Consider the following 25,251-nt stretch of genomic DNA (forward strand, 5'->3'; position numbering starts at 1 on the left):
GGGCCGGACGGCGCCCCCGCCGTCCGGCCCCGGCCGGTTCACCGAGGGGCGGTCAACGCGACACGGCCATGGGGCAGTCGGGGGCAACGGGCGCGGCCGCGGCGGCGGCCGAGCGCGCCGGGCGCAGCGTCAGGGCGAGCAGCAGGCCCAGCAGCATCCCCGCCGCCGTGAGCAGGACCACCAGGAAGCCGCCGTCCGCCGTGGCGCGGGCCAGTCCCTCGCCGCTCAGACCGTCGGTGCCCGCGTCGGCCACGGCGGTGAACAGTGCGAGGCCGATCGCGTTGCCGAGGTTCATGGTGGTCGACGCGGCTCCGCTCGCGATGCCCTGCTCATGGGCGGAGGTGCCGGCGGCGGCCGCGATCCACATGGCCGTCCAGACCACGCCCTGGCCGACGCCGGAGACCACCAGCCCGGGCAGCAGCGCGAGGTAGCCGGCGTTCGCGTCGAATCCCACGGCCAGCACGGCGGTTCCGACGGCCCCGACCGCGAACCCGCCGAGCAGAGTGGGCCGCAGCCCGGCCCGGGTGGTGAGCCGCTCGCCGAGCTGGGTGCCGGCGGCGATCGCCAGCGAGGGGGCGAGGAAGGCGAGCCCGGTCTGCAGGGCGCTGTAGCCGTGCACGCTCTGCAGCAGCACGGTGAGGAAGTACGGCAGGACGCCGAAGGTGGCCATGTAGAGGAAGGTGATGGCCGCGCCGGCGCTCAGGCTGCGGTTGCGGAACAGCCTGAACGGCATCAGCGGGTCGGCACTGCGCGTCTCGACCACGGCGAAGGTGACGAGCAGGACGAGCGAGGACGCGAGGGCGCCGAGGATCCACGGGTCGGCCCAGCCGCGCTCGGGGCCCTCGACCAGTGCGAAGACCAGCAGGGTGGCGCCCGCCGTCACGGTGAGCGCCCCGGGAAGGTCGAACCGGCGACGCTCGGTGCGGGCCGGGTCCGGCGGGATGACGAACACGGCCGCGAGGGCGATGGCCCCGGCCAGCGGCACGTTGACGAAGAACACGGCCGGCCACCCGAAGCCCTCCGTGAGCACCCCGCCGAGCAGCGCGCCCAGGGTCAGTCCGCTGGCACCCGCGCCACCCCAGACGGCGAGCGCGCGGTTTCGCCTCGGTCCCTCCTCGAACAGCGTATTGACGAGGGAGAGGATCGACGGGAGCAGCAGCGCCCCGCCGACCCCCTGGACGATCCGGGCGCCCACGATGACCTCGGGCGACCGGGCCAGCCCGCCGGCCAGCGAGGACAGCGCGTACAGCAGGAGCGCGCCGAGGAACACCCGCCGCCGCCCGAGCAGGTCACAGGCACGGCCCCCGAGCAGCAGGAAGCCCCCGGCGAAGACGACGTAGGCACTGACCACGAGCTGCTGGGTCTGGCCCGGGAAGCCGAGGTCGGTGCCGATCTCGGGTAAGGCGACGAAGACGATGTTGAGGTCGAGGGCGAACACGGCCTGGCCCAGGGCCAGCAGAACCAGCGTCCACCCCGGGCGGGCAGGACTGAGCGGTGTCACGGGCATGCGGATGCGCTCCTCGATCTCGGTGAGGCCGGGACTGACTGTACGTATATTCACGTACGATCGAACTATGAGGCAACACACCGCCGTTCGCACCCCACTGCGGACCGCACGTTGAGCAGCTGTTAAGCACGCCCCGCCACAATGGCCGCCGTCACCCGGGGAGCGCACCGAACGCCTGGCCCGCGTTCCCCTGCCAACGGAACGAAAGGTGCGAACGCGCATGCCCATCGGACTCGCCCTCCCCCAGTACGGTGCCTTCGCCGACCCGGCGCTGACCGCCCGGGTCGCCGCCGAGGCCGAGGCCATCGGCTACGACCACCTCTGGACGGCCGACCGCATCCTGGTCCCCAACGACCCGCGGAGCCGCTACCCCGGCGGGGACGGCACGTTCCCGGCCGAGTTCCGCACCTTCCTCGACCCGCTGACCCTGCTGACGGTGGCCGCCGGCGCCACGGGCCGGGTGCGGCTGGGCACCAGCACGCTCAACGCCCTCTGGCAGCCGCCCGCACTGCTCGCCCGCACCCTGACCACCATCGACCGGCTGAGCGGCGGCCGGCTGGACGTCGGCATCGGGCTCGGCTGGTCCAGGGACGAGTACCAGGCGGTCGGCGTCCCCTGGGAGGGCAAGGCGGCCCGGCTGGAGGAGACCCTGGACGTGCTGGAGGCGTTCTGGGCGGGCGGCGAGGACGTCCGGCACACCGGTGCGCTGTGGACCGTCCCGCCGTCGACGGTGCTGGCCCTCCCTGTCCAGCGCCCGCGCCCGCCCGTCCTGCTCGGCGGGGTCAGCCCGGCCGCACTGGAGCGGGCCGGACGCCGCTCCGACGGCTGGCTCGGCGTCGCCCTGCCGCTGCCCGCCCTGAGCGGGATCCGGGACCAGCTCCACCGCGCCGCGCGCGCGGCCGGCCGGGACCCGCTGGCGCTGCGCCTGATCCTGCGGGTCAACCCGGTGATCACCGCCACGCCCGCCCCCGCCGAGCAGGTCCCCCAGCGCGGCACGATCGGCCAGCTCGCCGATTACTTCACCGGCACCATGCGGCGGTGGGGCGCCGAACCACTGCTCGACCTGCACCGCACCGCGCGCTCCGCGGACGAGTACCTGGCCCTCGCCCGGGAGTTCCACGCCGCCTTGGCCGCGTGAGGCTCCCCGCCCGCCCTCTGTCGACGGCGAAGCCTGTGTGAAGGGCGGCGCCCGCTACGCCGGGTGAACGGCCCGGGCCGGACGGAGGAAGCACCGTCCCGCCCGGGCCGTCATGCCGATGACCCCTCACATCCGGGACCTCAGCACGTCGACCTCGCAGCCAGGTGCGAAGGGGTCGAAGCCGTGCTCGGCCAGCCAGCGCACCGCCAGCAGGCTTCGCAGCGCCCACCACGCGCGGATCACGTCGAGGTCGAGGTCGACGTCGGTGCCGTAGCCGGCGAGGACGTCGTCGAGGTGCTCCTCGTGCCCGAGCGTGAAGGTGGCGAGGTCGTACAGGGCGTCGCCCCGGCCCGCCTCGGACCAGTCGATGATGCCGGTGACCTCGCCACCTTCGAGGAAGACGTGCGCGATCTGCAGGTCGCCGTGGGTGAACGCCGGGGTCCAGGGCCGGAGCGCGGCCTCGGCGACCCGGCGGTTGCGGGCGACCAGGTCGGCGGGCAGGACGCCGTTCACCACGAGCGCCTCGCACTCCTCGTCGAGTTCCGCCGCCAGCGCGGCGACGCTCCGCCCGGCCCGTCCCGGCCGGGGCGGCAGCGGCGCGTCGTGCAGCGTGCGGATGGCCGCGCCCGCCGAAGCCCACGCCGCCGGAGACCCGGTCGACGGCCCGCCGAGACGCCCGAGCGTCGTCCCCGGGAGCGCGGCCAGCGCAAGCACGGGCGGCCTGCGCCACAGGATCGGCGGGGTCGGGACCGGCGCGAGGGACATCGCTTCCACCTCGGCATCGATGCGCGCCTGGTCGGCGTCCACCTTCAGGAACACGTCGCCGACGCGCAGGGTCGCGCGCTCGGAGTGGGCGACGACGACTTCGACCTCATCCATGGGTGACCAGTATCCCGGGGGTGACCGGCGGCGTCGCCCGGTTTGTCGGGGCGACGTGGTCGGCCCCGGGACCGGGACCGCGATTCCGGTCCCGGGGTCGACATCACGCCTGCGGTGAGCGGGCTACCAGGTGGCGCCGGCGGGCTGGCGGGTGGTGGCGTTGACGCGGTTGAAGAAGTTGGTCAGGCCGATCCACAGGACGAGGGAGGCCAGTTGCTTCTCGTCGAAGTGCGCGGCCGCCGCGTCCCAGACGTCGTCCGGCACGACGCCCCGGTCGGCGAGCCGGGTCACGTGCTCGGCCAGCTCCAGCGCGGCCCGCTCGGCGTCGGTGAAGAAGGGCGCCTCCCGCCACGCCGCCACCGCGTGCAGCCGGTCGTCGGTCTCGCCGTTCTTCCGGGCACTCGCGACCCCGGCGACCACGCAGAAACTGCACCCGTTGATCTGGCTGGCCCGCAGGTGCACCAGCTCCAGCACGCCCTCCGGCACGCCGCCCTTCCTGGCCGCCTTGATCATGCCGAGGATCGCCGGCATCGCCTCCGGGATCACCACGGCGGGGTTGGCCATACGCGCGTCGTTCGTCATGAGGTGACCTCTTCCGTTCGGGTTCCTGTTCGGTCACTGCACTGACGGAACCCGGCGGGAAGATGTGACAGCTATCGCGCGAGGTGGTCGAACTCCCCTGCCTTGACCCCGAGAAGGAGAGCCCGGAGCCGGTTCGGGGTGGTGGTGACGATGGTGTCGGGCTCTTCGCTCTCCCGGATCTTGATCACGCCGTCAGGGGCCGCCTCAACGTAGACGCAGTTGGCAGCGTCACCGCTGAACGAGGACTTCTGCCAGGTGTGAGCGGCCATGGTTCTTCCTGTCTCGGATGCTCTGGGCAATACCGCGGATGAGATCCCGGGACGCGTCCGGCTTGAGCGCGTTCCCCTCCAGTCGATCCATCGCAGCTCAAGATCGGCGGGACCTGGCGGACAGAAGTGACAGCTATCGCGCGAGGTGGTCGAACTCCCCCGCCTTGATGCCGAGCAGCAGCGCCCGAAGCCGGTTCGGGGTGATGGTGAGGACGGTGTCAGGGTCGGCGCTCTCCCGGAGCTTGATGGCACCATCGGGGCCTGCTGCGAGATAGATGCAGTTGGCGGTGTCGCCACTGAAGGAGGACTTCTGCCAAGCCTGGTCCGACATCGCTTGCCTCTCAGGTGAGTGTGACACTACTGCGCGAGGTGGTCGAACTCCCCCGCCTTGACGCCGAGCAGCAGCGCCCGGAGTTTGTCCGGCGTGGTGGTGAGGACGGTGTCGGGCTCGTCGCTCTCGCGGAGCTTGATCGCACCGTCGGGTGCGGCCGCGAGGTAGATGCAGTTGGCGGCCTGCGAGCTATAACTGGACTTCTGCCAGTTGAGGACTGACATCGGCCTACCTCTCAGATGTCTTGTGCGATGCGGGTAATGAGATCACGCGACTTCACCGGGCTGAGGGCACTGGACTCCAGCCGGTCCAGCATCAATCGATACTTCACCAAGTGTGCGTAGGAGTCGAGGAACTCCGAACCGTGCTCCGTGTCGAGCTGGACGCTGTCAAGTTGGGGCACAGCGGCGGCGAAGTAGACGATGGACTGGCCGGATCCGGAGAACGTACCGGCACCGAAGGGGATCACACGAACGGTGATGGTGTCACGGGTGCTCATTTCCAGGAGATGCCTGTACTGCGCTCGGGCCACCGCGGGACCGCCGAGGCCCATCCGCAGAGCAGCTTCATGCACGATGGCTGTCAGTGGGACCGGTTGCTCGGCGTAGAGGACCGCTTGCCGCTTGATGCGGTGGGAGACGCGATGTTCCACCTCGGGCGGCGACAAGGGCGGGAAGACGTCAAGGAAGATCGCGCGAGCATGTTCGGCAGTCTGAAGCAACCCAGGGATGTGAATCACTGTGGCGATCCGCATCGCCGTGCTGTGATGCTCCAGCTCCGCAAGGTCGAGAGCTCCCGGCGAGAGGATGTCGCGGTACTCCTCCCACCATCCCCGAACCCGCCTTCCGGTCATAGCGGCGAGAGCATCGACCAGGTCCTGGTCCGTACACGTGTACGCGCGAGCGAACGCGCGGACCCGATCGGCACTCACCGCGTACCGGCCCGCTTCGATTCGACTCATGTGACCCTGGTTCACTCCGACCCGAGCGGCGGCGGCAGTTGAGCTGAGGCCAGCATTCTCGCGGAGCTTGCGCAGCTCGAATCCAAGGCGCTGCTGCCGCAACGTGGGGGTGCCGCTCGATGTCATCCCGACCCCTCTCACCCATCATCAGGGTTCATAGCAAGTCTTCAATAGACTGCATGGAATTTATGCCATGGTAGCGCTACCGTATGGAGCGAGCCAGTTACTTGCAGTGCTGGCCGACGGCTCACCCATGCGTCCCGTCAGGAGACTTCCATGTCCGCTGCGCCCTCGCCAAACTCCCTCCCCTCCTTCGACCAGGAGCTGTGCGGGCTCGTGCTCGACACGGCGCCGAGGCTGTTCGCCGTCGTCCAGGTCCACCACGTCGGCGGCGAGGACGTCGACGGGTGCGTCGTCGCCTGGGGGCTCGCCGGCGACAACGGGCCGACCCACCTCATCGGCACCGACGGGCACACGCGCATGACCCTCGCGGCGCCCGAGCGGGCGCTGCGCTACTTCACCGCGCGACCGGACCTCACCGCCAGACTCGTGTGGCTCGCGCAGCCCGGCGCCGCCACCCTGAACCAGCTCGAAGCCGCCTGAAGCCCGCCTGTGACCCAGGTCATAGGAACCCCCAACGCCCCGTGCACCAGATAGGGGTCGTGGAATCTTCAGATCAAGAGGTGCGCGCGCGGGTGCGGGCCGGGGACCGGGACGAGTTCGGCCGGCTCTTCGACACGTACGCGCGCGCGGTGTACAACCACGTGTTCCGCCTCACCGGAAACTGGTCGACGGCGGAGGACGTGATGTCCCTGACCTTCCTGGAGGCGTGGCGCCGGCATGACCGCGTCGACGCCGAAGGCGGATCACTGCGGCCCTGGCTGCTGGGCATCGCCACCAAGCTGGTCAGCAACCAGCGCCGCGCCGTCCGGCGACACCGCCAGGTCCTGGAACAACTCCCGCCGCCACGCGAGGACGTCCCCGACTTCGCCCAGGAGTTGGCCGGACGGCTCGACGACGCGGCGCAGATCGCCGTCCTGCACCAGGCCCTGGCGCACCTGCGCCGCCGGGACCGCGAAGTGCTGGCGCTGTGCGTGTGGGCGGGCCTGGACTACCAGGAGGCCGCCGAGGCCCTGGGCGTACCGGTGGGCACCGTGCGCTCACGCCTCTCCCGGGCCCGGGCCCGGCTCCGCACCCTCACCGAGACGGCCCAGCGCCGGGCGCGGCCGAAAAAGGTGGAACCCGGCCGCGGCCGGCACCAGATCCAGGGTGGGCCCGCGAACGCGGCCCCGTCCCCCAAGGAGGCACAGCGGTGAACGCCGGACAGCGGCCGGATCAGGCCGAGCGCGCGGAACTGCTCGGGCAGGTGCCCGTGCCGGCCGAGCGCGACCTCCCGCCGGGACGCCACGCCCTACACCGGGAGCGCCTGATGCGCCAGATCGACCTCGATACCTCCACCCTCGCCACCCCCGCCCCAACCCCCGCGCCCGCCAGGCCGCGCTTCCGGCGGCGGCTGACCGTCACCCTCGCCAGTGCGCTCGTCGTGGGTGCGGCCGCGGCCGCGGCCGTGACGGTGGTCGCGACGCAGTCCTCGCCGGGCGGCGGCCGCGGGCCGATGAGCGCCATGGAACTGGCCAGTTGGACCGAGGCCCCCACGCCGCTGGCCGCTTCGACGGGCCCCGGCGCCACCGCCGAGAAGTGGTGCCTGGACCGCATGACCGGCGCGCCCGGCGCCGGGTCACCCGTCACGATCACCAACGCGGACCTGCGGGGCAAGGTCGCCTCCATGATCGTCAACCGCGGCGCCAACGCCATGCTCTGCTACGTCGCCTCGGAGACCAGCGGCTTCTGGGAGGCGATCGACCCGGTGAAGGCCGTGGCGCCCGATGCGGTCACGTACGACACGGGCGGCTCCCACGGCGACGGGGAGGCCACCTTCCACTACGCGACGGGGTCCGTCGGGACCGATGTCAAGGCGATCACCATGCGGGGCGCCGGACACACCTTCCAGGTCACCGTGGCCAACGGCCGCTGGACCGCCTGGTGGCCCGGCACCGACCCGTACAAGGGCGGCATCGACGAGGCCACCATCACCCTCACCAACGGCACCAGCCGCACTGTCAGCGGCAAGTCGCTGTACTCCAAGTAAGGCCGGCACGGCCGGCCGCACCGCGTCGACACCGTCGCGGTGCGGCCGGCCCGGCGCGCCGGATCGCCGGTGCCGTCGATCCGGGAGCGGCGCTCGCCGCGGGGGCCGCCTGATCCGGGTCGGGACCGCCGCACGAGCCCGGCGGGTCGTCACCGGCTGCCGTCGACGCCGGGTGGGCGACGCGGGACGAGCGACTGGAGCCGGGGGCCTACGCGGTGGCCCGTTCTCCCGCCGTCAGCGACAGGTACGCCAGGGCGGCGAGCGCCAGCCCGGCGGCCGTCGCGAACATCACGGCCGCCCCCGACCGCTCCGCCAGGCCCCCTATCAAGGTGCCCGCGCCGATACCGGTGTAGATCGCCGAGGAGTTCAACGCCACCACCAGCGGCGCCTCCCCCGGCGCGGCGGCGATCAGCCGGTGCTGCTGCGGGGGCGTCTGGCACCAGCTGCCCGCGCCCCAGGCCACCGCGAGGAGCCCGACCAGCGCGGGGGCCCGCGTCCCGCTCGCCGCCAGGCCGCCGAGGCCGGCCAGGCCGACGGCGAGCACCGCGTAGCCGACCCCCAGCACCCGCACGCCGCCGAGCCGGTCGGTGGCGAGCCCGGCGCCGAGGTTCCCCAGCACCGCGCCGACGCCGTAGAGGCCGAGCACCCACGCCGTGCCACGGGCGCTCAGGCCGACCGCCGCCAGGGCCGGCACGCTGTACGCGTAGACGGTGTACGCCGCCGCCATGCCGAGCACGGTCAGCGGCAGGACCGCCCGCACCGCCGGGCGGCGCAGCACGGCGAGGCGCGCGCGCAGCGGGACCCGGGGGTTCCCTGGCAGGTACGGGAGCAGCACCGCGACCGCCGCGGCGACCAGCAGCGCCAGGGCCGCCACCGCGCCGAGCGCCCAGCGCCACCCCGTCCACTGGCCGGCCAGTCCGCCCAGCGGCACGCCGAGGGCGGTCGCCGCGGTCAGCCCGCCCACCACCGTGGCCAGCGCCCGGGCCCGCCGTTCCGGGCGGGCCAGGAAGGCCGCGATGGCGCCCGCGTTGGGGGTGAAGGCCGCGGCGGCGGCCGCGGCGGCCACCCGGGAGGCGAGCAGGACGGCGAAGTCCGGCGCGAGGGCGGAGACGAGGTTGGCCGCGCCGAGCCCGAGGAGCGCGCCGACCAGCAGCCGGCGGCGCGGCAGCCGGGCGGCCAGGGTCGCCAGCAGGGGCGAGAGAAGCGCGTACGCGGCCGCGAAGACGGTGACGGCCTGCCCGGCGGTGGCCGTCGAGACGCCGAGGTCGGCGGCGAGTTCGGGCAGGAAGCCGGCCACCACGAAGGCGTCGGTGCCGACCGCGAACGTACCGAGCGCCAGCGCCGGGACGGCGCCGGGCACGTTCCCTCCGGGGCTCTCCTCCGCCGTCACGGCCTTCCCCTGCCCGCTTGACGAGCTTAACGAGACATTGAACATCCCGATTCTCCTCCGTAAGAGGGCCCGGCCACCGGGCCGGGCCAGTCGTCCTGTGCGCCGACCGCCGACGCGCCGTCAGGACCCGAGGCGCTCGTGGTAGCGGCGGATCCGGTCCGGAGCGCCGGGCGGGCTGACGGCGAGCAGGTCCGCGATCGTCTGCGCCGCCAGCTCCCGCCGCCAGGCGAGTTCGGCGCGCCGCATCGCCCCGGCGACGCCGCACGGCTTCGCGAATTCGCCGTCCCGTGCCTCCGTACCCGCGCCGCGCTGCCGGATCTCGGTACAGCGGAACGCCTCGGTCGTCCCCTCGACGGCCGCCACGACATCCATCAACGTGATCCGCTCGGGCGGCCGCCCCAACCGGTACCCGCCCCGGGCCCCCGCCACCGAGGCGAGCACCCCGGCCTTGACCAGCGGCTGCAGCCGCTTCTTGAGGTACACCGGCGGAAGCTCGAAGATCTCCGCCAGCCGCCCCGCCGGAATCGGCGCCTGCTCGTCGAGCCACGCCAACGCCAGGCAGCAGTGCAGCCCCCACTCCACGCCTTCACCCATCAGCACAATCGGGATACTACATGTCTCGATACTTGATGTCCCGACACTCTTCGCCACCACGCGCCCGGCCCAGTGGGGCATGCGGAGCCTGCGGAGCCGACCTACGGTGAGGGCGGGGCGTCGGACGGCCCTCCGGCCGTCGGCGCCACTCCCCTATCGACGGCGACGGCCCGCCCGCCCGGCATCCGCTTCGGATGCGTCCGGCCAGGTGCGGGATCGCCGGATCCGGTCCTTCGGAACCGCCCTTCGGAACCCATGACACTCGTCGTCGCGACGAGTGGGAGGCACCATGAGAAAGCTCCCGGTCGCACTGGCCCTGATCCCCGCCGCCGCGCTGGTCGCGTCGTGCTCCGGCAGCGGGGGAACGGCGTCCGGCGGCAGCACCGCCGCACAGCAGGCCGCTCTCGTCACCGCCGGCCCCACCGAGACCGGCTCCCCCCAGCCCGGGTCGACGCAGCCCGGGTCGACGCAGAGCGGATACGCGCAGACGCCGACCCAGTCCGCGCAGGCGACACAGACCCAGGTCAAGGTGGTGACGGACGGGCTGGGAGACCCGTACGAGATCGCCTACGGCCCCGACGGGCAGCTGTGGGTCAGCGAGAAGTCCGGGCTCAAGGTCACCCGGGTCGACCCGCAGAGCGGGGCCAAGACCACGGCCCTCGACCTCACCGGGAAGGCGTACCACAGCCAGGACGGGCAGGACGGCGTGCTCGGCTTCGCGCTGCACCCCGACTTCGGCAAGGACCAGGGCAGCGACTACCTCTACCTCGCCTACACCTACAAGAACGGCGACGAGTCGGCCACGAAGATCGTCCGCTACACCGCGCAGGACGGTCAGCTGTCCGACGAGCAGCCCGTCCTGACGGGGCTGCCGGGACACAACCAGCACCAGTCCGCGCGACTCCGGTACGGGAGCGACGGCAAGCTCTACTACTCGATCGGCGACCAGGGCCACAACTACATGGCCGACTACTGCCTGCCGAACCACGCGCAGGACCTGCCGACCGCCGCCCAGGTCTCGGCCTCGGACTGGTCGCTCTACCAGGGCAAGGTCCTGCGCATCAACCCGGACGGCTCCGTCCCCGACGACAATCCCGAACTGAACGGCGTCCGCAGCCACGTCTACGCCTACGGCATGCGCAACCCGGACGGGATGGACTTCGCCGGCGACACCCTCTACACGGCCGAGAACGGCCCGCTGACCGACGACGAGTACAACCGCATCCAGAAGGGCGGCAACTACGGCTGGCCCAACGTCGCGGGCTGGAAGGACGACAAGGCGTACGTCTACTCCAACTGGTCGCAGGCCTCCGGCGGCTGCCAGAAGGTCACCTACAACCCCGACCCGGCCACGCCGCCGGCCCAGGTGCCGACGACCCAGGAGAACGCCTTCACCCAGGAGATGGTCCCCCCGCTCAGCACGTACGGGACGACCGTCGACAGTGGGCACAACTTCGGCCCGACGCAGGTCTGCCCCGACGCGGCGTCCGCCTACATGTGCTGGCCGACCATCGCCCCCGGCTCGCTGAAGGTGTTCGGGGACGACGTCCTCGTCACCTCGATGAAGAACGGCACGGTCTTCAAGCTCTCCAAGGACGGCAAGAGCTACGAGGAGCTCTACCGCACCGTCAACCGCTACCGCGACGTGACCCTCAGCGCGGACGGCAAGACGCTGTACATCGCCACCGACAGCGAAGGCCAGCACATGGTCCGCGGCCAGGGCGGCACCCCGACCACCGACCTGGCGAACCCGGGCGCGATCCTCGCCGTCCCCTACGAGCAGGCCACGAAGCAGTGACGCCCCGGTAGACCTGTGCGTGCCCGGGCCTCGCCCGGGCACGCACAGCTCCGTCGCGTCCACGTCCGCACACGGCGCCCGCCCGCAGGTGCGCGGCGCCGTGGACCAAGACCGGTCGCCGATCGTCAGGGGTTGTAGGCCCAGCTCCCGCAGCCCGTGCGGTCCTCGCAGACTCGGAACTTCGTGATCCGGGAGCCGTTGCCCGACCAGGGGCCCCAGTTCCCCTCCGAACCGTTCCCGTCCCACACCGAGTAGTGCCCACCGTTCAGGGTGTACACGTCGACGTACACCCCGTTGTTGTCGTACTCCCCGTCGTAGGCGCGGGCCTGGGTCGAGGTCGCCTCTCCCCTGTTGGACCCGTAACTGATGACGACCGCGCTTGCTGACGTTGTCGTGGCAACACCGATCAGCACCGCGGCTCCTACCACCGTCGCCGCCCTGAACAGAGCCCTCGGCGACTTCGCGAATCGCATACCTTTCCCTTCCTTCGACTTGCCTGCGCCGACTTCGTCCGGCGGCCGGCACCCTGGGCCCGGCTGCGAACACCGGCACCCTTGCCCTCAGCCCAACGGCAGCCCGTGGGGTGCCCGGCACCAGGCTGCCGACCGTCGACAGGCGGGGCAACGGAAGTCGGCTGTCCCGGACAGCCGGGGACTGTCCGGGCTGGTCCGGGGACCGTCCGGGCTCTGTCCGGACTCCATCCACGCGCAGACCGCGAGGGCGCGGACGGTCACGGCGGCGGTGTCCGGGCTCGCCCCCGTACAGACCCGCTCCTGTACAGACCCGCTCCCGCTCGGCCAACGCGCCGCGGCGCTACGGCAGGTAGGCGGCGACGCGGTCGGCGAACTGGTCCGGGGTGAGGATCGGGATGCCGAGCGACTCGGCCTTCGCCCGCTTCGAACCGGCCTTCTCCCCCGCCACCAGCAGGGTGGTTCGGCCGGACACCGAGGACGAGGCCTTGCCGCCGGCGCGCTCGACGAGCTCGTTCATCTCGTTGCGGGAGAGGGCGGCGAGCGGGCCCGTCATGCTGCCCGTGACGACGACGGCCTCGCCCGCGAGCGGACCGGCCTCGCCCGGCTGCGCCGCGCCGTCGCCGTCCGCGCTCTCGCCGACGGCGTCGTTCTCCACGGCGGCCGGCGCCTGGGGTTCGGTGACGGCGGTGCCGACGTCCTGGGCGGCGAGCTTGTCGAGGAGGGGCGCGAGGTCGGCGAGTTCGGCGACGATGACGCGGGCCTTCTCCGCGCCGATGCCGTCCACGGCCGCCAGCGTCTCGGCGTCGGCGGCGCGCACGGCGGCCATGGACCCGAAGTGCGCGGCGATGCGGCGGGACATCGTGCGCCCGGTGCCGCGGACGCCGAGCGCGCAGAACACCCGGCCCAGGGGGCGGCTTCGGGCGGTCTCGATCGCGGCGAGCAGGTTGTCGGTGCTGGTGGCGCCCATCCGCTCCAGGGCGAGGAGTTGGTCACGGGTGAGGGTGAACAGGTCGGCGATGTCGGCGACCAGGCCCGCTTCGACGAGCTGGACGGCGCGGGTGCGGCCCAGGCCCTCGATGTCGAGCTGGTCGCGGCCGGCCGCGTAGATGACGGAGGCGACGGCCTGGCAGTCGCGTCCGCGGACGCAGCGCCAGCGCTGCTCGCCGGTGTCGACGGCGTCGCCGCAGCGGGGGCAGGCCTCGGGGAAGACGATGGGCCGCTCCTCGCCGGTGCGCTGGTCGGCGAGCGGCGCCTCGACGCGCGGGATGACGTCGCCCGCCCGGTAGACGAAGACCTGGTCGCCGATCCGCAGGTCGCGCCGGGTGATGTCGGCGGGGTTGTGGAGGGTGGCGTAGGTGACGGTGACGCCGTCGATCTCGACGGGTTCGAGGACGGCGCGCGGGGCGATGATGCCGGTGCGGCCGACGTTCCACTCGACGTCGAGCAGCCGGGTGACCTTGTGCTCGGCGGCCAGCTTGCGGGCCACGGCCCAGCGCGGGGCGCGCGACCCGGAGCCGGCGTCCCGCTGATCGGCGGCGGAGTCGGCCTTGACGACCACGCCATCGATGCCGAACGGCAGGGCGGCGCGCAGCGCGGCGATCTCCTCGACCCGCCGCTGCACGTCCTCCGCGGTGGCGCAGCGCTGCGGGTGGGCGGGGGTGGTGGCGGCGGTGTTCGCCCCGAGGGCGGCCAGCCGTTCCAGCAGGGCGCTGTGGCCGAGGTCGTCGTCCAGGCCGACGGCGCCGTAGGCGTAGAAGGTCAGCTCGATGCGGTAGGGGCGGTCCTTGGCGCGCAGGGTGCCCGCGGTGCCGCTGCGGGGGTGGGCGAACGGTGTCGCGCCGTGCTCGGCGCGCAGGCGGTTGGCGTGTTCGAACTGCTCGTGGGTGAGCAGGACCTCGCCGCGCAGTTCGACGTCGACGGGCTCGGTGAGCGCGGCGGGAAGGCCCAGGACGGCGTCGGCGGCGTGGCTGATGTCCTCGCCGGCCAGGCCGTCGCCGCGGGTGAGGAGCTGGTGCAGGCGTCCGGCGCGGTAGCGGGCGGCCACCGCCATGCCGTCGAGCTTGGGCTCCACGCACCAGGCGGTCACCTCGCGGCCCAGGTTCCGCTCCAGCCCGGCGGCCCACTTCGCGAGTTCCTCGGCGGAGAAGACGTTGTCCAGGGAGAGCATCGGGACGCTGTGCGGGACGTCGCCGGTGACCGCCCCGCCGGCGACCTTGCCGGACGGGGAGTCGCTCCGCACCTCGTCGGGGTGGGCGTCCTCGTAGGCGGTGATGTCCCGCAGCAGGGCGTCGTACTCGTCGTCCCCCAGCGGGGTCGACCCGTCGCCGTAGTAGGCGGCGGCGGCCCGCACCGCCCTGTCGACGGCGTCGGCGTAGTCGGCCGGGGAGGAGAGGGCGGCGGCGGTGTCGTCGGTCATGCGGGCATCATGCCGGGCGCCACTGACAGTGCCGTTCCGGTGGGCACCCGCAAGGGCGGGGCGCGCGACGACCGAAAACCGTCGCAAGGGAAGGTTTTCCCCTCAGAAAGTTGGGATGGAAACGGCCCGGGCGCGCGACGGAGGATTCCGACAGTTCGCTGAGAACCTTTCCCCCTACCGGAGGGATACCCTCGTGAGCACTACGCCCGCCTCCACCCGCAAGCGCGGTCGGACCGCGCTGACCACCACCCTCGGTGCGGTCCTGATGGTCGCCGGCCTCGGGCTCGGCACCGTGCCGGCGCACGCCACACCACCGCCCGGCCCCGCCTGCAACCCGGACGTCCAGACGATCTGGGACGACATCACGTCCGCCACCGTCACGCCCAAGGTGACCGAGTTCAGCTCGTTCAACGTCGCACCCGGAACGACGGGCCAGCGGACCGAGACGCTCACCGAGCAGGAGAACATCACCACCAGTATCAACAGCTCCACCGAGTTCAACGCCAGCTACAAGTCCACCCTGGCCGAGGTCGGGGTCAAGGTCGGGTTCTCGGTCACCACCGGGCAGGCCCACACCCGGATCACGGACCGCACCCGGGTCCTCAATCTCAACGCGCCCGGCCACTACGGCCTCTACCGGGGCGCGCTGCAGGTCACCGGCGAGTGGTCCCGCTACCTCTGCGCCCGCTCCGGTCCGGGCACCGGCTACTGGGTCAACTCCAGCGCGACCGGCAAGGGCTACTACGTCACCTTCGGCGCCGTCGACGAGGGCACGGTCGAGTGCACGCAGCCGATGCCCGTCGGGACGGTCCGGTGGGCCGCGCAGCAGCAGCTCTGCCGCAACTAGCCCGAGTCCGACCGACCGAACCGACCAGGAGGGGAAGAACCATGGCCAGGACCCAGCACAGGAAGCGGCTCTCCCAGCGTCTCGGCGCCGTCCTCGGCGCCACCGTGACCGTCGGCGCGATGCTGACCGTCGCGGCTCCCGCCGCCTCGGCGGCCGATCCGATGGACGGCTACAGCTGCGAGGGCGGCGGGTACCGCATCTTCACCCCGTACAAGTACGGCGACCAGCAGATGGTGCTGGACGTGTCGAAGAGCCGGCCCGAGTACGGCTCCATCGTCCAGTACCAGTGGACCGGAGCCGCGAACCAGCAGTTCCAGGTCTGCAGCCGGCCGGACCCGCAGGACCCCAACGCCAAGTTCTACAAGTTCAAGGACCACATGCGCTGGTGGTGCCTGGCCATCGACCGCGGGTACACGGACGACGGCCGCTGGCTCATCACCGAGGAGTGCAACTGGGACGCGCGCGAGGTGTTCTGGGGCAAGACCGTACCGGGCACCGGTCTGACCGCTTTCCAGGCGCTGCACAGCGGGAGCTGGCTGGTCGTCCAGGGCGGCCAGCAGGCGGCCCACGTCGGCCAGGTGCAGTTCCAGGCCGACCTGTTCAGGCTCGACAAGGTCTGGTGAGCCGGTAGGACGCGAGGACGCGGTCCCCCGGGCGCGGGCAGCCCCGGGGGGCCTCACCCGGCGTCATCCGCGGCAAGCCCTACGGGCCGTGGCACCGGCTGCCCGCGGATCCGCGGGCAGCCGGTGCCACGATGCCGTCCTCGGCCGCTCTCCCGAGCGCGGTACGGCCTGGAAGGCGTTGACCGACAGCCGCGGGTTGCCGCCGACCAGCGGGACGCAGACCGGCAGCACATCGAGCGTGTGCCCGTCCTCGTCGCGGAGCCGTGTCGGCGGCATGTCGATGTACCCGTCCCGCACCGAGACCACCCGCAGATCACCCGGCGCGAAGGTGGCGTGGTGCCGGCCGGTCGAGAGCGAGCGCATGGAACCTCCGTCATGGTGGACACGCATCGTGTGCGTCGTCGACCGCTTCAGCGGCGGCGGTTGAGCACCCCGATGAGAACGGCAAGGTCGGCGGCGCCGGCCGGGTCGTCCGCGTAGCGGGTGGTCTGGAGGGGGCCGACCTCGGGAAGGACGATGTCCTCCCGGGCCAGCACATGGACCAGGAGCAACAGCGCGGCGCGGGCGTTGCCGTCGTCGAAGGGGTGGAAGAACGCCACATCGAGGTAGGCGCGGGCCGCGCGGGCCGCCGGCGGAACGGCCGGGTCCGTCGCCTCGTACAGGCAGGAGTCGAAGTCGGCTCGCGTGTGAGGGGTCAGGCCGTAGCGCTCGCGGCCGGCCTTCGCCCAGGCGTCGCCCGCGCGGAACGGTGCCCGTTCCACAGCGAGGACCTCACGCTGCCAACCGGCCAGCAGGGCGAAGTTCAGCGGGGTCCGGCGTACGGCGTCCTCCCGGGCCCGGGCATGGGCGGCGAGCAGGCGTTCGGCGCGAAGCGGGTCGCGTCGGCGCACCGGCCCCTCGCACCAGGACCGGAAGCCGTCACGGTCGGGCGCGGCCCGCCGCAGGGCCGGTGCGCGCTGCCAGTCGACCTCCCGGCGCACACGCAGCCAGGCCGAAAGGCTGTCAGTAGCGGTCATGGAGATCCTCCAGATCCGCCCGCTCACGGTGATCCCGGTACGGGGCGTGACCGGTGAGGCCGATGGCCAGGTCCTCGCCGACGGATTCGATCAGCGTCCGCTTCGGGGTGACCCAGCTCTCGAACCGGCCGCCGATCGCGCGTTCCACCGCTCGCGCGGCTTCCTCCCGCTCCATGCCGGTGCTGGTGAGGAACCAGCCCAGGACGATCGAGGCCTGGCCGTGCCACCCGCCCTCCGCACCTGAGTCCAGCGTGTGGGTCACGAGCCGGACACAGGCCCGTTCCAGGTGCCAGCTGCGGTCCTCCGGTGTGGCGTCCGACGGCGGCGCGAGGTCGGCGAAGCGCTGGGCCGTCCGCTCCAACCAGTCCCGCCACTCCAGCAGGGCCGCCACGACGCGTGCCGCGGTCTCGTCGGGGGTGGTCACCGAACCCGGCCCGCTGGTCCAGTGGCCGATGGGCCCGCCGCTGTGGTGGCACCAGCGCCATCCCCAGGTCCAGAGGCCGTACCGCTCCCTGACGATCCCGTCCACCTGGCTTTCGCACCAGCGTTCGCCCTGCCACCAGCCGGCCATACCGGAGAGCACCGGCGGCACCCACTCCCGGACCAGCGAACGGAGGCGGGCTTCCTCGTCCTCGTCCCAGGCGAACGGGTGGCGGGCAGGGTCGAATGCGGCCCAGGTCCGAATGCCCTCGTAGGTGATGCGAGGTACCCGGTCGTCGGGGAAGGGCAGGGTGTCCCGGTCGTACGTCAGCGCTGGCCACTCTTCCTGTCCGTGGTGATCGGCACATCAGTCTGCACCCGGAGTTCCCGGGGCCGCGAACGGTTATCGGTGCGCACCCGTGCGGGCATCCGTGCAGGACCGGGAGGCGGCTGACGTCCGGCTGGCACCCCCTTCCGCCGGTGCGGTGGCGGCACCTGAGGTCCGGTGACGCGAGCGCTCCGCACGAGGGCCGACTCCTTGTCGGCATCGCCGAGACCGGCCCGGGTCGGTGCGGAGGCCGGGCATGCCGACGGCCGAGGCCCCGGGCCTCACCTGTCCCGGACACGGGGGGTGACCTGCCCGGACAACGGCGGGGTGTCCGGGACAGCCTCCAGGTCTTGCCGTCCGTACCGGGAGGCGGGAAACCTCGACGGCGGCCCGCTGAACCGCCCTGGACGACCGGCCGGGCCCGAGGAGAGGTCGTCGCAACTCTTGCCCTGGAGGCACCATATGACCATCGGTCGACGTCTGTCCGTATCGGCAGCCGCCGCAGTGCTGGCGGGCGGACTGACCTTGGCGCTGGCGCCGTCCGCCAGTGCCGCCGGGGCCGTGTACACGGGCACCTCGTCCAAGGGCGGCTACGGGGTCGCGGAGATCAGCGCCACCCGGTACTTCTACGCCTGCGACCTCGGCAGTGCGGACGGCCTGAGGGTCGTCGCGCACCTGTGGCCCGACGGCCACTCCTACCAGTGGGTCCAGGACGCCAACGGCTCCAACGGCAGCTGCGGGACGGGCATCCAGCTCGGTCTGCCGATCGGGACCGGCTACACCCTGCGGGTGTGCCTGCGCGACGGTGCCGACGGCATCGACCAGCTCTGCCGCCAGGAGCGCGGCACCATCCTGACCTGACGATCCGCGCCATTCGAGATGTCCGTGCGCCCGTCCGCCCGTCCGGGCGACGGGAGCCCGAAGAGAGGTACACCGTGCGTTCTTTGAGGAAGATCGCGGCCACCGGCGCCGTCGGCGCCGCCCTGGTCCTCGGACTGGCCACCGCCCCCGCCCAGGCGGCGCAGCCGGCGCCGCCGTCCTGGTCCCCGCAGTCCCTGGCGGCGCTCTGTCCGTGGACTGGCATCGACCTGGTCACCGCGGAGGGGACCATCGTCAAGGACCAGGCCGCCGTCCACAACGGCCCCGCCGCGAGCTGCAAGGTCATCGGCCACCGGCCGCTGTACAGCGGGGTCGAGATCCTGTGCAAGTACGTGAACAGCTCGGGGAACCTGTGGTACGCCACCACCATCGGATGGATCTACGGCCCCTACGTGCGGGTCGACAAGGTCTCGGACCCGCTGCCCAACAACGGCTACTGCTGACGGGGCCGGCGAGGGCCTCACACCTCGTCCCGGCGCGCGTCCCCGCCTGCTGAGAGCCGCCCGGCCCCGCCCCGGCTGCCGCCGCACGCCCTGTGGCTCCTGGGGCGACCGGGAGTGGCGGTGCACGGTCTGCCCCACACAGGCCGTGCGCCGCCGTCGGCCGGGCCCGCGTCGAAGGCGCTGGTCCGAGGACGGCCGTGGGAGCCGGCGGGCAACCGGCGTCAGGACGCGGCCGCGCGCGCCGCCTCCAACTCGGCCGCCAGCCGTTTGACCCGCCTGTTGGTCCCACCCGAGCTGTGACCCGCCAGCATGTACAGCTGGTCCGTCCCGCCGGAGGACAGCACCAGCTCCGGGACGTCGGACGAGTAGACCCTGCCCTTCAGGACCGCCACCCGCACCTCCCGGACGTCCGCCCACACGTAGGAGCGCGCCCCGAGCAGCCCGGAGTACCTCAACCCGGCCGGCCCGTAGGAGACGCCGAACACCGGCGCGCGGAACGTCAGCACCGCTCCCGGAACGCCGAGGATCAGGACCGGGATCAGGAGTTCCACCTTCGCGCCGGACCACTTCGTCACCAGGCCCGTCGCGATCACCACGGCGATCAGCAGGCACGCGCCGCCCAGCACGAAGTAGGTGAGCGACGAGGCCGTACGCCTCTTCCGATTACGCATGTCCGCGCCCCTTTCCGCGGTGCGCCGCACCATCCGAGGATCTGAGGTGCCGCCGCCGCCCGTGGACAAGCATACGAACGGCGTCCGCGCCGCCGGGAGCGCGCAGCAGCGCCCCGGCCCGATCCGCGGTGCACGCGCCCCGGCCGCGTGATCCCGCCGAGCAGGTGACGAGGGATGACGGTCCGTGCAGGTCACAGTCCGGGCGGGTTCAGGTGGGGGATGCGGCGGTGATCACGGTGGAGCGTTACGGGGCGTTCAGTGTCAACTGTGTCGGGTTGGCGCGGCTGCCCTTCCCGTTGAGCTTCAGCGTCCGCGAGGCGGAAGGCTCGTGGATGATCAGCGCGGCCGCCGCCCGGGCCGCAGAGCTGATCGATGTGCTCACCCGCACGGCGGACGACACGGTCGTCGTCGTGAACCTGGCGACGGACAGTTCTCCGGATGAGGCCGATCGTCCCTTCGACGGCGGTTCCGGCCAGGGAGAGGGCCTGTTCGGGCCAGCTCCGCAGAATCGTGCCTCCCGGCCGGCGGAACGGCGCTTACGGTTGACGCGCCAGTAGCACCTGTCCTGTCGTCCGCCCGCATCGCGGGAGCACCGAGGTGGGGAGTCCGTGCTGTGCCGTCCTTGCTGCACTACGAGATCGTCACGGATCCGACGTCGTTGCAGGCGTCGGCCGACGGGGCACCGTCCGTGGGAACCGTGTACATCGTCGTCTCCAACACCCATGAGAGGGAGTTGGACTGGAGGTACATCGATGTGGCGGTTCCGATCGGCACCGACCGGCGGCATCTGACGGACGACCGCGCGGCGATCGAGCCGCAGGTCGACATCACCTGGAGCACCCCCCTGCACCTGGAGGATCCCGAGTTCGAGTGGATCGAGAGCGAGCAGGCGTTCCGGGTCCACGTCCCCCAGGCACCGACGGCGAAGCAGAGGTTTCCCAGCCAGGCGTCGATGACGCTGACGCTGGACAACATCCCCATCACCCGGGAGGGCGGGCTGGTTCTCCTCACCGTGCGTGAGCGGACCGGCATCAGCGAGGGGCCGACGAAGACGGAGATGGGCGACTACGAGACCACGCTCGCGGTGGTGAAGCAGACGCCGCGGGTCCCGCGGAACTTCCACCCGGTGTCCTCCTTGGTGGACGGGGACAAGGGCGGGCAGCTCGAACTGAGGTGGAACGGCCCCGACAACCTCCACTACTGGATCCACCACCCGGACGGCCCGGTGGTCCACATCGAACCGTTCCCCGGACCCGTGGTGAAGGATCGGCCCTACAGCGGGTCCGTCCCCGTCCCGAAGCGCGGCACCACCTACACCCTGATCGCCGGGACGAACGAGGGAGGGCAGCAGCAGCACGGGTACTTCCTCACCACCACCGCCCACGCGATCATCCCCGAGTTCGAGGGCGGGACGCGCTCCCCGTGGGTCGAGGGAACGGTGCTCAAGGGCCGCATCGGCTTCACCGCGGACGGCGTGGACGTCCGGGACCCCCAGCACGACCTGGGCAGGGTGACGGCCGCCAAGGCCGACGTGGACAGGGTGATCACCAGGCTCGTCCAGGGGCGGACCGACGACAACGGCTGGATCACCTTCCCGGACAGCGGCGTCCACGTGTACCACGGCCCGACCGACGTCCCGGGCGTCGTCACGGCCGCCCGGGCAGACCTGGACGGCGTCAACACCAGGTGGGCGGGCAGCCGCGACGCGGGCGCGGGCTGGATCGAGTTCACCCCGTCCGGGGCGAGCCTCCACAAGGACGGCAACGGGACGGCGGGCGACATCACCGCCGGCAAGGCCGACCTGCGGAGCGTCAACACGCAGTGGGTCGGCGACCGCGACGGCGGGAAGGGCTGGCTCGGGTTCCCCGAGGACGGTGTCGACGTGCGCGGCAGCGGCACCGACGCGTGGGGCACCGTCCACGCGGGCAAGGCCGACGTGGACGGCGTCAACACCCAGTGGGTCCAGGGCCGTAGCGCCGACGACGGCTGGATCGAGTTCCCCAAGTCCGGGATCAAGGTCCGCAGGGGCAGCGGCCAGGTGTGGGGGACGGTCTCGGCCGACACGGCGGATCTGAACGGTGTGACCGCGAAGTGGGTCGAGGGGCCCGACGGCACGAAGAGCCGCATCGCCTTCACCGACACGGGAGTGAGGATCACCGACCCCGACGGCCACAGGGGCACCATCGTGGCGGGCGAGACCAACGTCCGCAGTGTCGTCACACCCTGGGTGTCGGGGCCCATGCCCGGCGCGGGATGGATCGCCTTCCGGGTGGAGGGGGTGGACGTCATGCGGGACAGCGAGGTCTCCTTCGGCACGATCCGGGCCGCCACCTACGAGGACAAGCAAGGGGGCACCGGACGCGCACTGCACCGCAGGCTGCCCCCGTACGAGTGGCCGCCGAAGTCCCAGTAGACGCCTTCCGCCTCCAGCAGCCTGCTCGGTGGCCCGGGAAGATCGCTTCCCGAGCCGGCTGTCGGAGGTGGCTGCCATGCTGTCGAGCGGAAAGAGGACCGCAACGGGTGGCAAGGGCTGGGTGCGATGGGTGTGGACGGCCAGGTATGGCGTCTGATGTGCCAGGACGATCTGGTGGGCGAGATCGTGATCGAGGAGGCCGATTTTCCCTGGCTCCGCGGGCGCTTCGTCGCGGAGCCGGCCTTCGCCGCGGTCGAGCCGCTGTTCGCCCGGTCACTGGCACTGGCCGACGCCGAGGACTGGGAAGGGTTCGACGGTGTCCACACCGAGATCGCGAAGACCCTGTCCCTGGTTTCGCCCACAGGTCCCGTTGCCGAGTTCCTGCTCCACATCCAGGACGGTCATGCCTGGTTCCGGTGGAGCGACGAGCCCTTCGACCAGGAGGAGAACGGGGTGGTCCCCGTCGTGAAGGCCTCGGAGGCGCCGCGGAGCGGTGGCGTGGAAGCCGACCTGCCGGTGATGACCTGGGAGCGGTTCTGGCAGCTCATCGAGGTTCTCGGTGGCACGGTCGGCATCGAGACCTGCCAGGGCGTCGAGGAGGGCTGCGCGCGTCTGACCGAGCTTCTCTCGCGCGAGCCGGTGGGCCAGATCATCGGCTTCGGCGAGAAGCTCGCCGAGGCGCTCCACCGCTTGGACCAGGCGCGGTTCGGGACCCTGCCGATCTTCGGGAGGGTGCTGCCCGACGGCTCGCCGTTCCCGCAGTCGGACGACCATTTCCTCTACACGCGCGCCGCGGTGGTAGCCGCGGGCCGCGACGCGTACGAGGGCGTGTTCGACGACCCCGAGCGGTTCGTACCGTTCACGGCGCGCCAGTGCGAGGAGTTGCTCTACGCGCACGAGGAGGCGTTCGAGCAGGTGACCGGGAAGGAGTGGGATCGCCTGACCCGCTACGACTACGAGTCCTGCTCGAACAGGGACGGCTGGCCCGACCTCGACGGCTGAGCACGGCCCGCCGCAGAACCGGTGATCGCCAGCCACCGGGCCGCCGTGCCCGGGCCCGCCTCCGAGGGGGGTGCCCGCGGCTCGGCCGCCGGCGTCGAGGTGATGCCGTTGTGGGCCGCGCCCCGCGCGCCCGTGCTGCCGGTGGCGCGGGCGCGCTGAGGGCGGTCAGGGACGGTACGCGGCTGTTGCGATGGCGACGAAGGAGCGGATCAGCGGGTTGGTGTCGCCTTCGTTCCACGCCGCCACCACGCGGCTCGGCGGCATGTCGGCCAGCGGGACCACGGCCAGGTCCGCGGGCAGGTCGTGTCCGAGCGGGGCCAGGCCGATCGTGGCGTTCCACAGCACGGCCTGCCGGCACTCCTGGACGGCGCGTACGACGGGGCCCTCGCGCGGGGTGCCGCCGTTCCAGTACGCCTGCCAGGCGGGGTCGGTGCCCCGGGGGAACTGGAACCAGTGGCGGTCGCCCAGGTCGGCGAGCCGCAGCCGGTCGCGGCGGGCCATCGGGTCGTCGGCGCGCAGGACCACGCCGACCGGATCGGTCCGCAGGGTGCGTACGGTCAGGGCGGTTTCGTCGAACGGTGCGCGGGTGAGGGCGACGTCGACGAGTCCGGCGTGCAGTCCGCAGGTCGGGTCGGTCAGGTCGGTCTCGCGGATGCGGATGTCGACGGCGGGGTGGTTCCGGCGGTAGGCGGCTGCCAGCCTGGCCGTTCCCGGGTCGGTGCCGTCGCCCAGAATGCCGACGGTGAGGGCCGCGGCGCCGGCCGCCGCGCCCACCCGGAGGCGGACGCGGTCGGCGTGGTCGAGGAGGGCCCGCGCCTCGTCGAGCAGGACCGTGCCCGCCGGGGTGAGGGCGACGCCGGTGGGCGCGCGGGTGAGGAGCAGGGCGCCGAGGTCGGCCTCCAGCTGTTTGATCGCCCGGCTCAGCGGCGGCTGGCTCATGTGCAGTCGGGTGGCGGCCCGGCCGAAGTGGAGTTCCTCGGCGACGGCCACGAAGTAGCGCAGGGTCCGTAGCTCCACGCTGCCACGATACCCGTGGGGTATCGGCGCTGCGAGACGGGTCTTGGACGCGCGCGGGCCCCCGGCGGTGGACTTGTGGGCATGACCGAAGAAGCGAAGAGCAGCGGGCCCGGGGCCGTCCCCGCCGTCCGGGTGGTGGGGCCCGGCGAGGGCGAGAAGATCGTTCTGGGCACCACGCAGATGCGCGTTCTGGAGGACGGCAGCCACACCGGGCACCGCCTCGCGATCGCCGAGTCCGTCCTCGCGCCGCACACCCAGGGGCCGCCGCAGCACCGCCACGGGCGGCACGACGAGGGCTTCTACGTCCTCTCCGGCACCGTGCGGTTCACCGTCGGGGACGAGGACCACGACGCCGTCGCGGGAACGCTCGTGGTGGTTCCGCCCGGCGCCCCGCACACCTTCGCCAACCTCACCGACCAGCCGGCCGTCATCCTCAGCACGTTCACGCCGGACCTGTACGTGCAGTACTTCCGGGACCTCCAGGAGGTGCTCGCCCAGGGCCGGCCGCTGACGCCCGAGGCCAACATCGCGGCCATGGGCCGCTACGCCACCGGGCTCTCCTGACGGCGTCCGCGGCCGGTGGCGGGCGGCGTGAGCCCACGGGGGTTTGCGCGGCCGGATCGGGGTGAGAAGGGAACCGGGTGGGCAACACGCGGTCCGGACGGCGAACCTCCCCCCGCTTCGCCGCCCGGGCCCGCTCCCACCGCCGCTCAGAGCCCGGCCACCGTGACGACGGATCCCCGGCGGCCGGGCGGCGCCGTGCCACCGGCCGATTAGCGGAGTCTCCAATTCCTTGACAGTTCATACGAATTGTCACCACTATGGGCGGAGGCTGCCGTGATCACCGGTCGGCCAACCCCCACACCGAAGGAGACTGACATGCGGAAGATGAGCATCCGTAAGTCCGGCACCGTCGCGCTGACCGGCAACGCCCGCCGGCTGTGGCTGGAGTGGTGCTGGTAACTCCGGCGCACCACTGACACCGGTGGCGGGGGGGGGGGGGGGGGCCCCCCCCCCCCCCCCCCACCCAGCCGGACCCCGGGGGCGCGGGGGCAGGGGTGGTGGAGCCAGGGCGCGCCGAGGGGGGGTGGCTGCGAGGCCCCGG

Annotated in this window: 29 protein-coding genes; 13 read left to right on the plus strand and 16 right to left on the minus strand. The window is 72.4% G+C overall.

Annotation, left to right across the window (positions count from 1 at the left end; genetic code table 11):
• Window positions 1-52 precede the first annotated feature (52 nt).
• Window positions 53-1,507, minus strand: a complete 1,455-nt coding sequence (locus ACFVFS_RS32440) for an MFS transporter (protein ID WP_380628411.1) — start codon at window positions 1,505-1,507, stop codon at window positions 53-55.
• Window positions 1,508-1,727: 220 nt separating this feature from the next.
• Here ACFVFS_RS32440 and ACFVFS_RS32445 point away from each other — a divergent pair, with 220 nt between their 5' ends.
• Window positions 1,728-2,645: a TIGR03619 family F420-dependent LLM class oxidoreductase gene (locus ACFVFS_RS32445; protein WP_380628412.1), complete on the plus strand. Its 918-nt coding sequence runs from the start codon at window positions 1,728-1,730 to the stop codon at window positions 2,643-2,645.
• 126 nt (window positions 2,646-2,771) lie between these two features.
• Here ACFVFS_RS32445 and ACFVFS_RS32450 read toward each other — a convergent pair whose 3' ends face one another.
• The 6 genes from ACFVFS_RS32450 to ACFVFS_RS32475 form a co-directional block, all read right to left on the minus strand.
• Complete coding sequence (locus ACFVFS_RS32450; protein ID WP_380628413.1) at window positions 2,772-3,524, minus strand: phosphotransferase family protein; 753 nt, start codon at window positions 3,522-3,524, stop codon at window positions 2,772-2,774.
• A 123-nt stretch (window positions 3,525-3,647) separates the two neighbouring features.
• Window positions 3,648-4,106, minus strand: a complete 459-nt coding sequence (locus ACFVFS_RS32455) for a carboxymuconolactone decarboxylase family protein (protein ID WP_380628414.1) — start codon at window positions 4,104-4,106, stop codon at window positions 3,648-3,650.
• A 71-nt stretch (window positions 4,107-4,177) separates the two neighbouring features.
• Window positions 4,178-4,375, minus strand: coding sequence for a DUF397 domain-containing protein (locus tag ACFVFS_RS32460; RefSeq protein WP_380628415.1), 198 nt, complete (start codon window positions 4,373-4,375; stop codon window positions 4,178-4,180).
• Between the two features lie 133 nt (window positions 4,376-4,508).
• Window positions 4,509-4,706, minus strand: coding sequence for a DUF397 domain-containing protein (locus ACFVFS_RS32465; RefSeq protein ID WP_380628416.1), 198 nt, complete (start codon window positions 4,704-4,706; stop codon window positions 4,509-4,511).
• A 26-nt stretch (window positions 4,707-4,732) separates the two neighbouring features.
• Window positions 4,733-4,930, minus strand: a complete 198-nt coding sequence (locus ACFVFS_RS32470) for a DUF397 domain-containing protein (RefSeq protein WP_380628417.1) — start codon at window positions 4,928-4,930, stop codon at window positions 4,733-4,735.
• 11 nt (window positions 4,931-4,941) lie between these two features.
• Window positions 4,942-5,793: a helix-turn-helix domain-containing protein gene (locus tag ACFVFS_RS32475; protein WP_380628418.1), complete on the minus strand. Its 852-nt coding sequence runs from the start codon at window positions 5,791-5,793 to the stop codon at window positions 4,942-4,944.
• A gap of 150 nt (window positions 5,794-5,943) precedes the next feature.
• Here ACFVFS_RS32475 and ACFVFS_RS32480 point away from each other — a divergent pair, with 150 nt between their 5' ends.
• The 3 genes from ACFVFS_RS32480 to ACFVFS_RS32490 all read left to right on the plus strand — a co-directional run bounded on the left by ACFVFS_RS32480 (window position 5,944) and on the right by ACFVFS_RS32490 (window position 7,816).
• On the plus strand, window positions 5,944-6,270 hold the full coding sequence (locus ACFVFS_RS32480; protein ID WP_380628419.1) for a hypothetical protein: 327 nt from the start codon (window positions 5,944-5,946) through the stop codon (window positions 6,268-6,270).
• Window positions 6,271-6,350: 80 nt separating this feature from the next.
• Complete coding sequence (locus ACFVFS_RS32485; protein WP_380628459.1) at window positions 6,351-6,983, plus strand: RNA polymerase sigma factor; 633 nt, start codon at window positions 6,351-6,353, stop codon at window positions 6,981-6,983.
• Complete coding sequence (locus tag ACFVFS_RS32490) at window positions 6,980-7,816, plus strand: hypothetical protein (protein WP_380628420.1); 837 nt, start codon at window positions 6,980-6,982, stop codon at window positions 7,814-7,816. Before ACFVFS_RS32485 ends, ACFVFS_RS32490 begins: the two co-directional genes overlap by 4 nt.
• A gap of 208 nt (window positions 7,817-8,024) precedes the next feature.
• On the opposite strand, the gene ACFVFS_RS32495 is transcribed toward ACFVFS_RS32490, so the two are convergent.
• Window positions 8,025-9,206, minus strand: a complete 1,182-nt coding sequence (locus tag ACFVFS_RS32495) for an MFS transporter (RefSeq protein WP_380628421.1) — start codon at window positions 9,204-9,206, stop codon at window positions 8,025-8,027.
• A gap of 120 nt (window positions 9,207-9,326) precedes the next feature.
• Entirely contained in the window at window positions 9,327-9,800 is a 474-nt protein-coding gene (locus tag ACFVFS_RS32500) for an RrF2 family transcriptional regulator (RefSeq protein ID WP_380628460.1), read from the minus strand.
• A gap of 289 nt (window positions 9,801-10,089) precedes the next feature.
• On the opposite strand from ACFVFS_RS32500, the gene ACFVFS_RS32505 reads away from it, so the two are divergent.
• Entirely contained in the window at window positions 10,090-11,598 is a 1,509-nt protein-coding gene (locus ACFVFS_RS32505; RefSeq protein ID WP_380628422.1) for a glucose/sorbosone family PQQ-dependent dehydrogenase, read from the plus strand.
• Between the two features lie 125 nt (window positions 11,599-11,723).
• Here the strand turns inward: ACFVFS_RS32505 and ACFVFS_RS32510 are convergent, their stop codons facing one another.
• Together ACFVFS_RS32510 and ligA are read right to left on the minus strand one after the other, a co-directional pair.
• Complete coding sequence (locus ACFVFS_RS32510; protein WP_380628423.1) at window positions 11,724-12,011, minus strand: hypothetical protein; 288 nt, start codon at window positions 12,009-12,011, stop codon at window positions 11,724-11,726.
• A 400-nt stretch (window positions 12,012-12,411) separates the two neighbouring features.
• Complete coding sequence (gene ligA, locus ACFVFS_RS32515; protein ID WP_380628424.1) at window positions 12,412-14,487, minus strand: NAD-dependent DNA ligase LigA; 2,076 nt, start codon at window positions 14,485-14,487, stop codon at window positions 12,412-12,414.
• Window positions 14,488-14,680: 193 nt separating this feature from the next.
• On the opposite strand from ligA, the gene ACFVFS_RS32520 reads away from it, so the two are divergent.
• Together ACFVFS_RS32520 and ACFVFS_RS32525 are read left to right on the plus strand one after the other, a co-directional pair.
• Window positions 14,681-15,334 (plus strand): hypothetical protein, encoded by a 654-nt coding sequence (locus ACFVFS_RS32520; protein ID WP_380628425.1) that lies wholly within the window; start codon window positions 14,681-14,683, stop codon window positions 15,332-15,334.
• A 41-nt stretch (window positions 15,335-15,375) separates the two neighbouring features.
• Entirely contained in the window at window positions 15,376-15,957 is a 582-nt protein-coding gene (locus ACFVFS_RS32525; RefSeq protein WP_380628426.1) for an RICIN domain-containing protein, read from the plus strand.
• Window positions 15,958-16,020: 63 nt separating this feature from the next.
• On the opposite strand, the gene ACFVFS_RS32530 is transcribed toward ACFVFS_RS32525, so the two are convergent.
• Genes ACFVFS_RS32530 through ACFVFS_RS32540 form a run of 3 tightly spaced genes read right to left on the minus strand, consistent with a single transcriptional unit; the run spans window position 16,021 to window position 17,556 of the window.
• On the minus strand, window positions 16,021-16,320 hold the full coding sequence (locus tag ACFVFS_RS32530) for a hypothetical protein (protein ID WP_380628430.1): 300 nt from the start codon (window positions 16,318-16,320) through the stop codon (window positions 16,021-16,023).
• Between the two features lie 47 nt (window positions 16,321-16,367).
• Window positions 16,368-16,973 (minus strand): Fic family protein, encoded by a 606-nt coding sequence (locus tag ACFVFS_RS32535; protein ID WP_380628432.1) that lies wholly within the window; start codon window positions 16,971-16,973, stop codon window positions 16,368-16,370.
• Window positions 16,960-17,556: a hypothetical protein gene (locus ACFVFS_RS32540; RefSeq protein WP_380628434.1), complete on the minus strand. Its 597-nt coding sequence runs from the start codon at window positions 17,554-17,556 to the stop codon at window positions 16,960-16,962. The genes ACFVFS_RS32535 and ACFVFS_RS32540 overlap by 14 nt, the downstream gene beginning before the upstream one ends.
• Window positions 17,557-18,183: 627 nt before the next feature.
• On the opposite strand from ACFVFS_RS32540, the gene ACFVFS_RS32545 reads away from it, so the two are divergent.
• A complete protein-coding gene (locus ACFVFS_RS32545) occupies window positions 18,184-18,582 on the plus strand; it encodes a hypothetical protein (RefSeq protein WP_380628436.1) in 399 nt (132 codons plus the stop codon).
• A gap of 83 nt (window positions 18,583-18,665) precedes the next feature.
• The gene (locus tag ACFVFS_RS32550) at window positions 18,666-19,043 is read left to right on the plus strand and encodes a hypothetical protein (RefSeq protein ID WP_380628438.1); all 378 of its coding nucleotides are present in this window, start codon (window positions 18,666-18,668) and stop codon (window positions 19,041-19,043) included.
• 221 nt (window positions 19,044-19,264) lie between these two features.
• Here ACFVFS_RS32550 and ACFVFS_RS32555 read toward each other — a convergent pair whose 3' ends face one another.
• On the minus strand, window positions 19,265-19,714 hold the full coding sequence (locus ACFVFS_RS32555) for a hypothetical protein (RefSeq protein WP_380628439.1): 450 nt from the start codon (window positions 19,712-19,714) through the stop codon (window positions 19,265-19,267).
• Window positions 19,715-19,941: 227 nt separating this feature from the next.
• Between ACFVFS_RS32555 and ACFVFS_RS32560 the strand changes: the two genes are divergently transcribed.
• From ACFVFS_RS32560 to ACFVFS_RS32570, 3 genes are all read left to right on the plus strand, one after another.
• Complete coding sequence (locus ACFVFS_RS32560) at window positions 19,942-20,271, plus strand: hypothetical protein (protein ID WP_380628440.1); 330 nt, start codon at window positions 19,942-19,944, stop codon at window positions 20,269-20,271.
• A 56-nt stretch (window positions 20,272-20,327) separates the two neighbouring features.
• Window positions 20,328-22,127, plus strand: a complete 1,800-nt coding sequence (locus ACFVFS_RS32565) for a hypothetical protein (protein ID WP_380628441.1) — start codon at window positions 20,328-20,330, stop codon at window positions 22,125-22,127.
• A gap of 126 nt (window positions 22,128-22,253) precedes the next feature.
• Complete coding sequence (locus ACFVFS_RS32570) at window positions 22,254-23,129, plus strand: DUF4240 domain-containing protein (RefSeq protein ID WP_380628443.1); 876 nt, start codon at window positions 22,254-22,256, stop codon at window positions 23,127-23,129.
• A 165-nt stretch (window positions 23,130-23,294) separates the two neighbouring features.
• Here ACFVFS_RS32570 and ACFVFS_RS32575 read toward each other — a convergent pair whose 3' ends face one another.
• A complete protein-coding gene (locus ACFVFS_RS32575) occupies window positions 23,295-24,146 on the minus strand; it encodes a LysR family transcriptional regulator (protein WP_380628444.1) in 852 nt (283 codons plus the stop codon).
• 81 nt (window positions 24,147-24,227) lie between these two features.
• Between ACFVFS_RS32575 and ACFVFS_RS32580 the strand changes: the two genes are divergently transcribed.
• Window positions 24,228-24,710 (plus strand): cupin domain-containing protein, encoded by a 483-nt coding sequence (locus ACFVFS_RS32580; protein ID WP_380628446.1) that lies wholly within the window; start codon window positions 24,228-24,230, stop codon window positions 24,708-24,710.
• Window positions 24,711-25,251: the final 541 nt, after the last annotated feature.

The sequence above is a fragment of the Kitasatospora sp. NPDC057692 genome (genome assembly GCF_042799475.1).
Taxonomy (GTDB): domain Bacteria; phylum Actinomycetota; class Actinomycetes; order Streptomycetales; family Streptomycetaceae; genus Kitasatospora.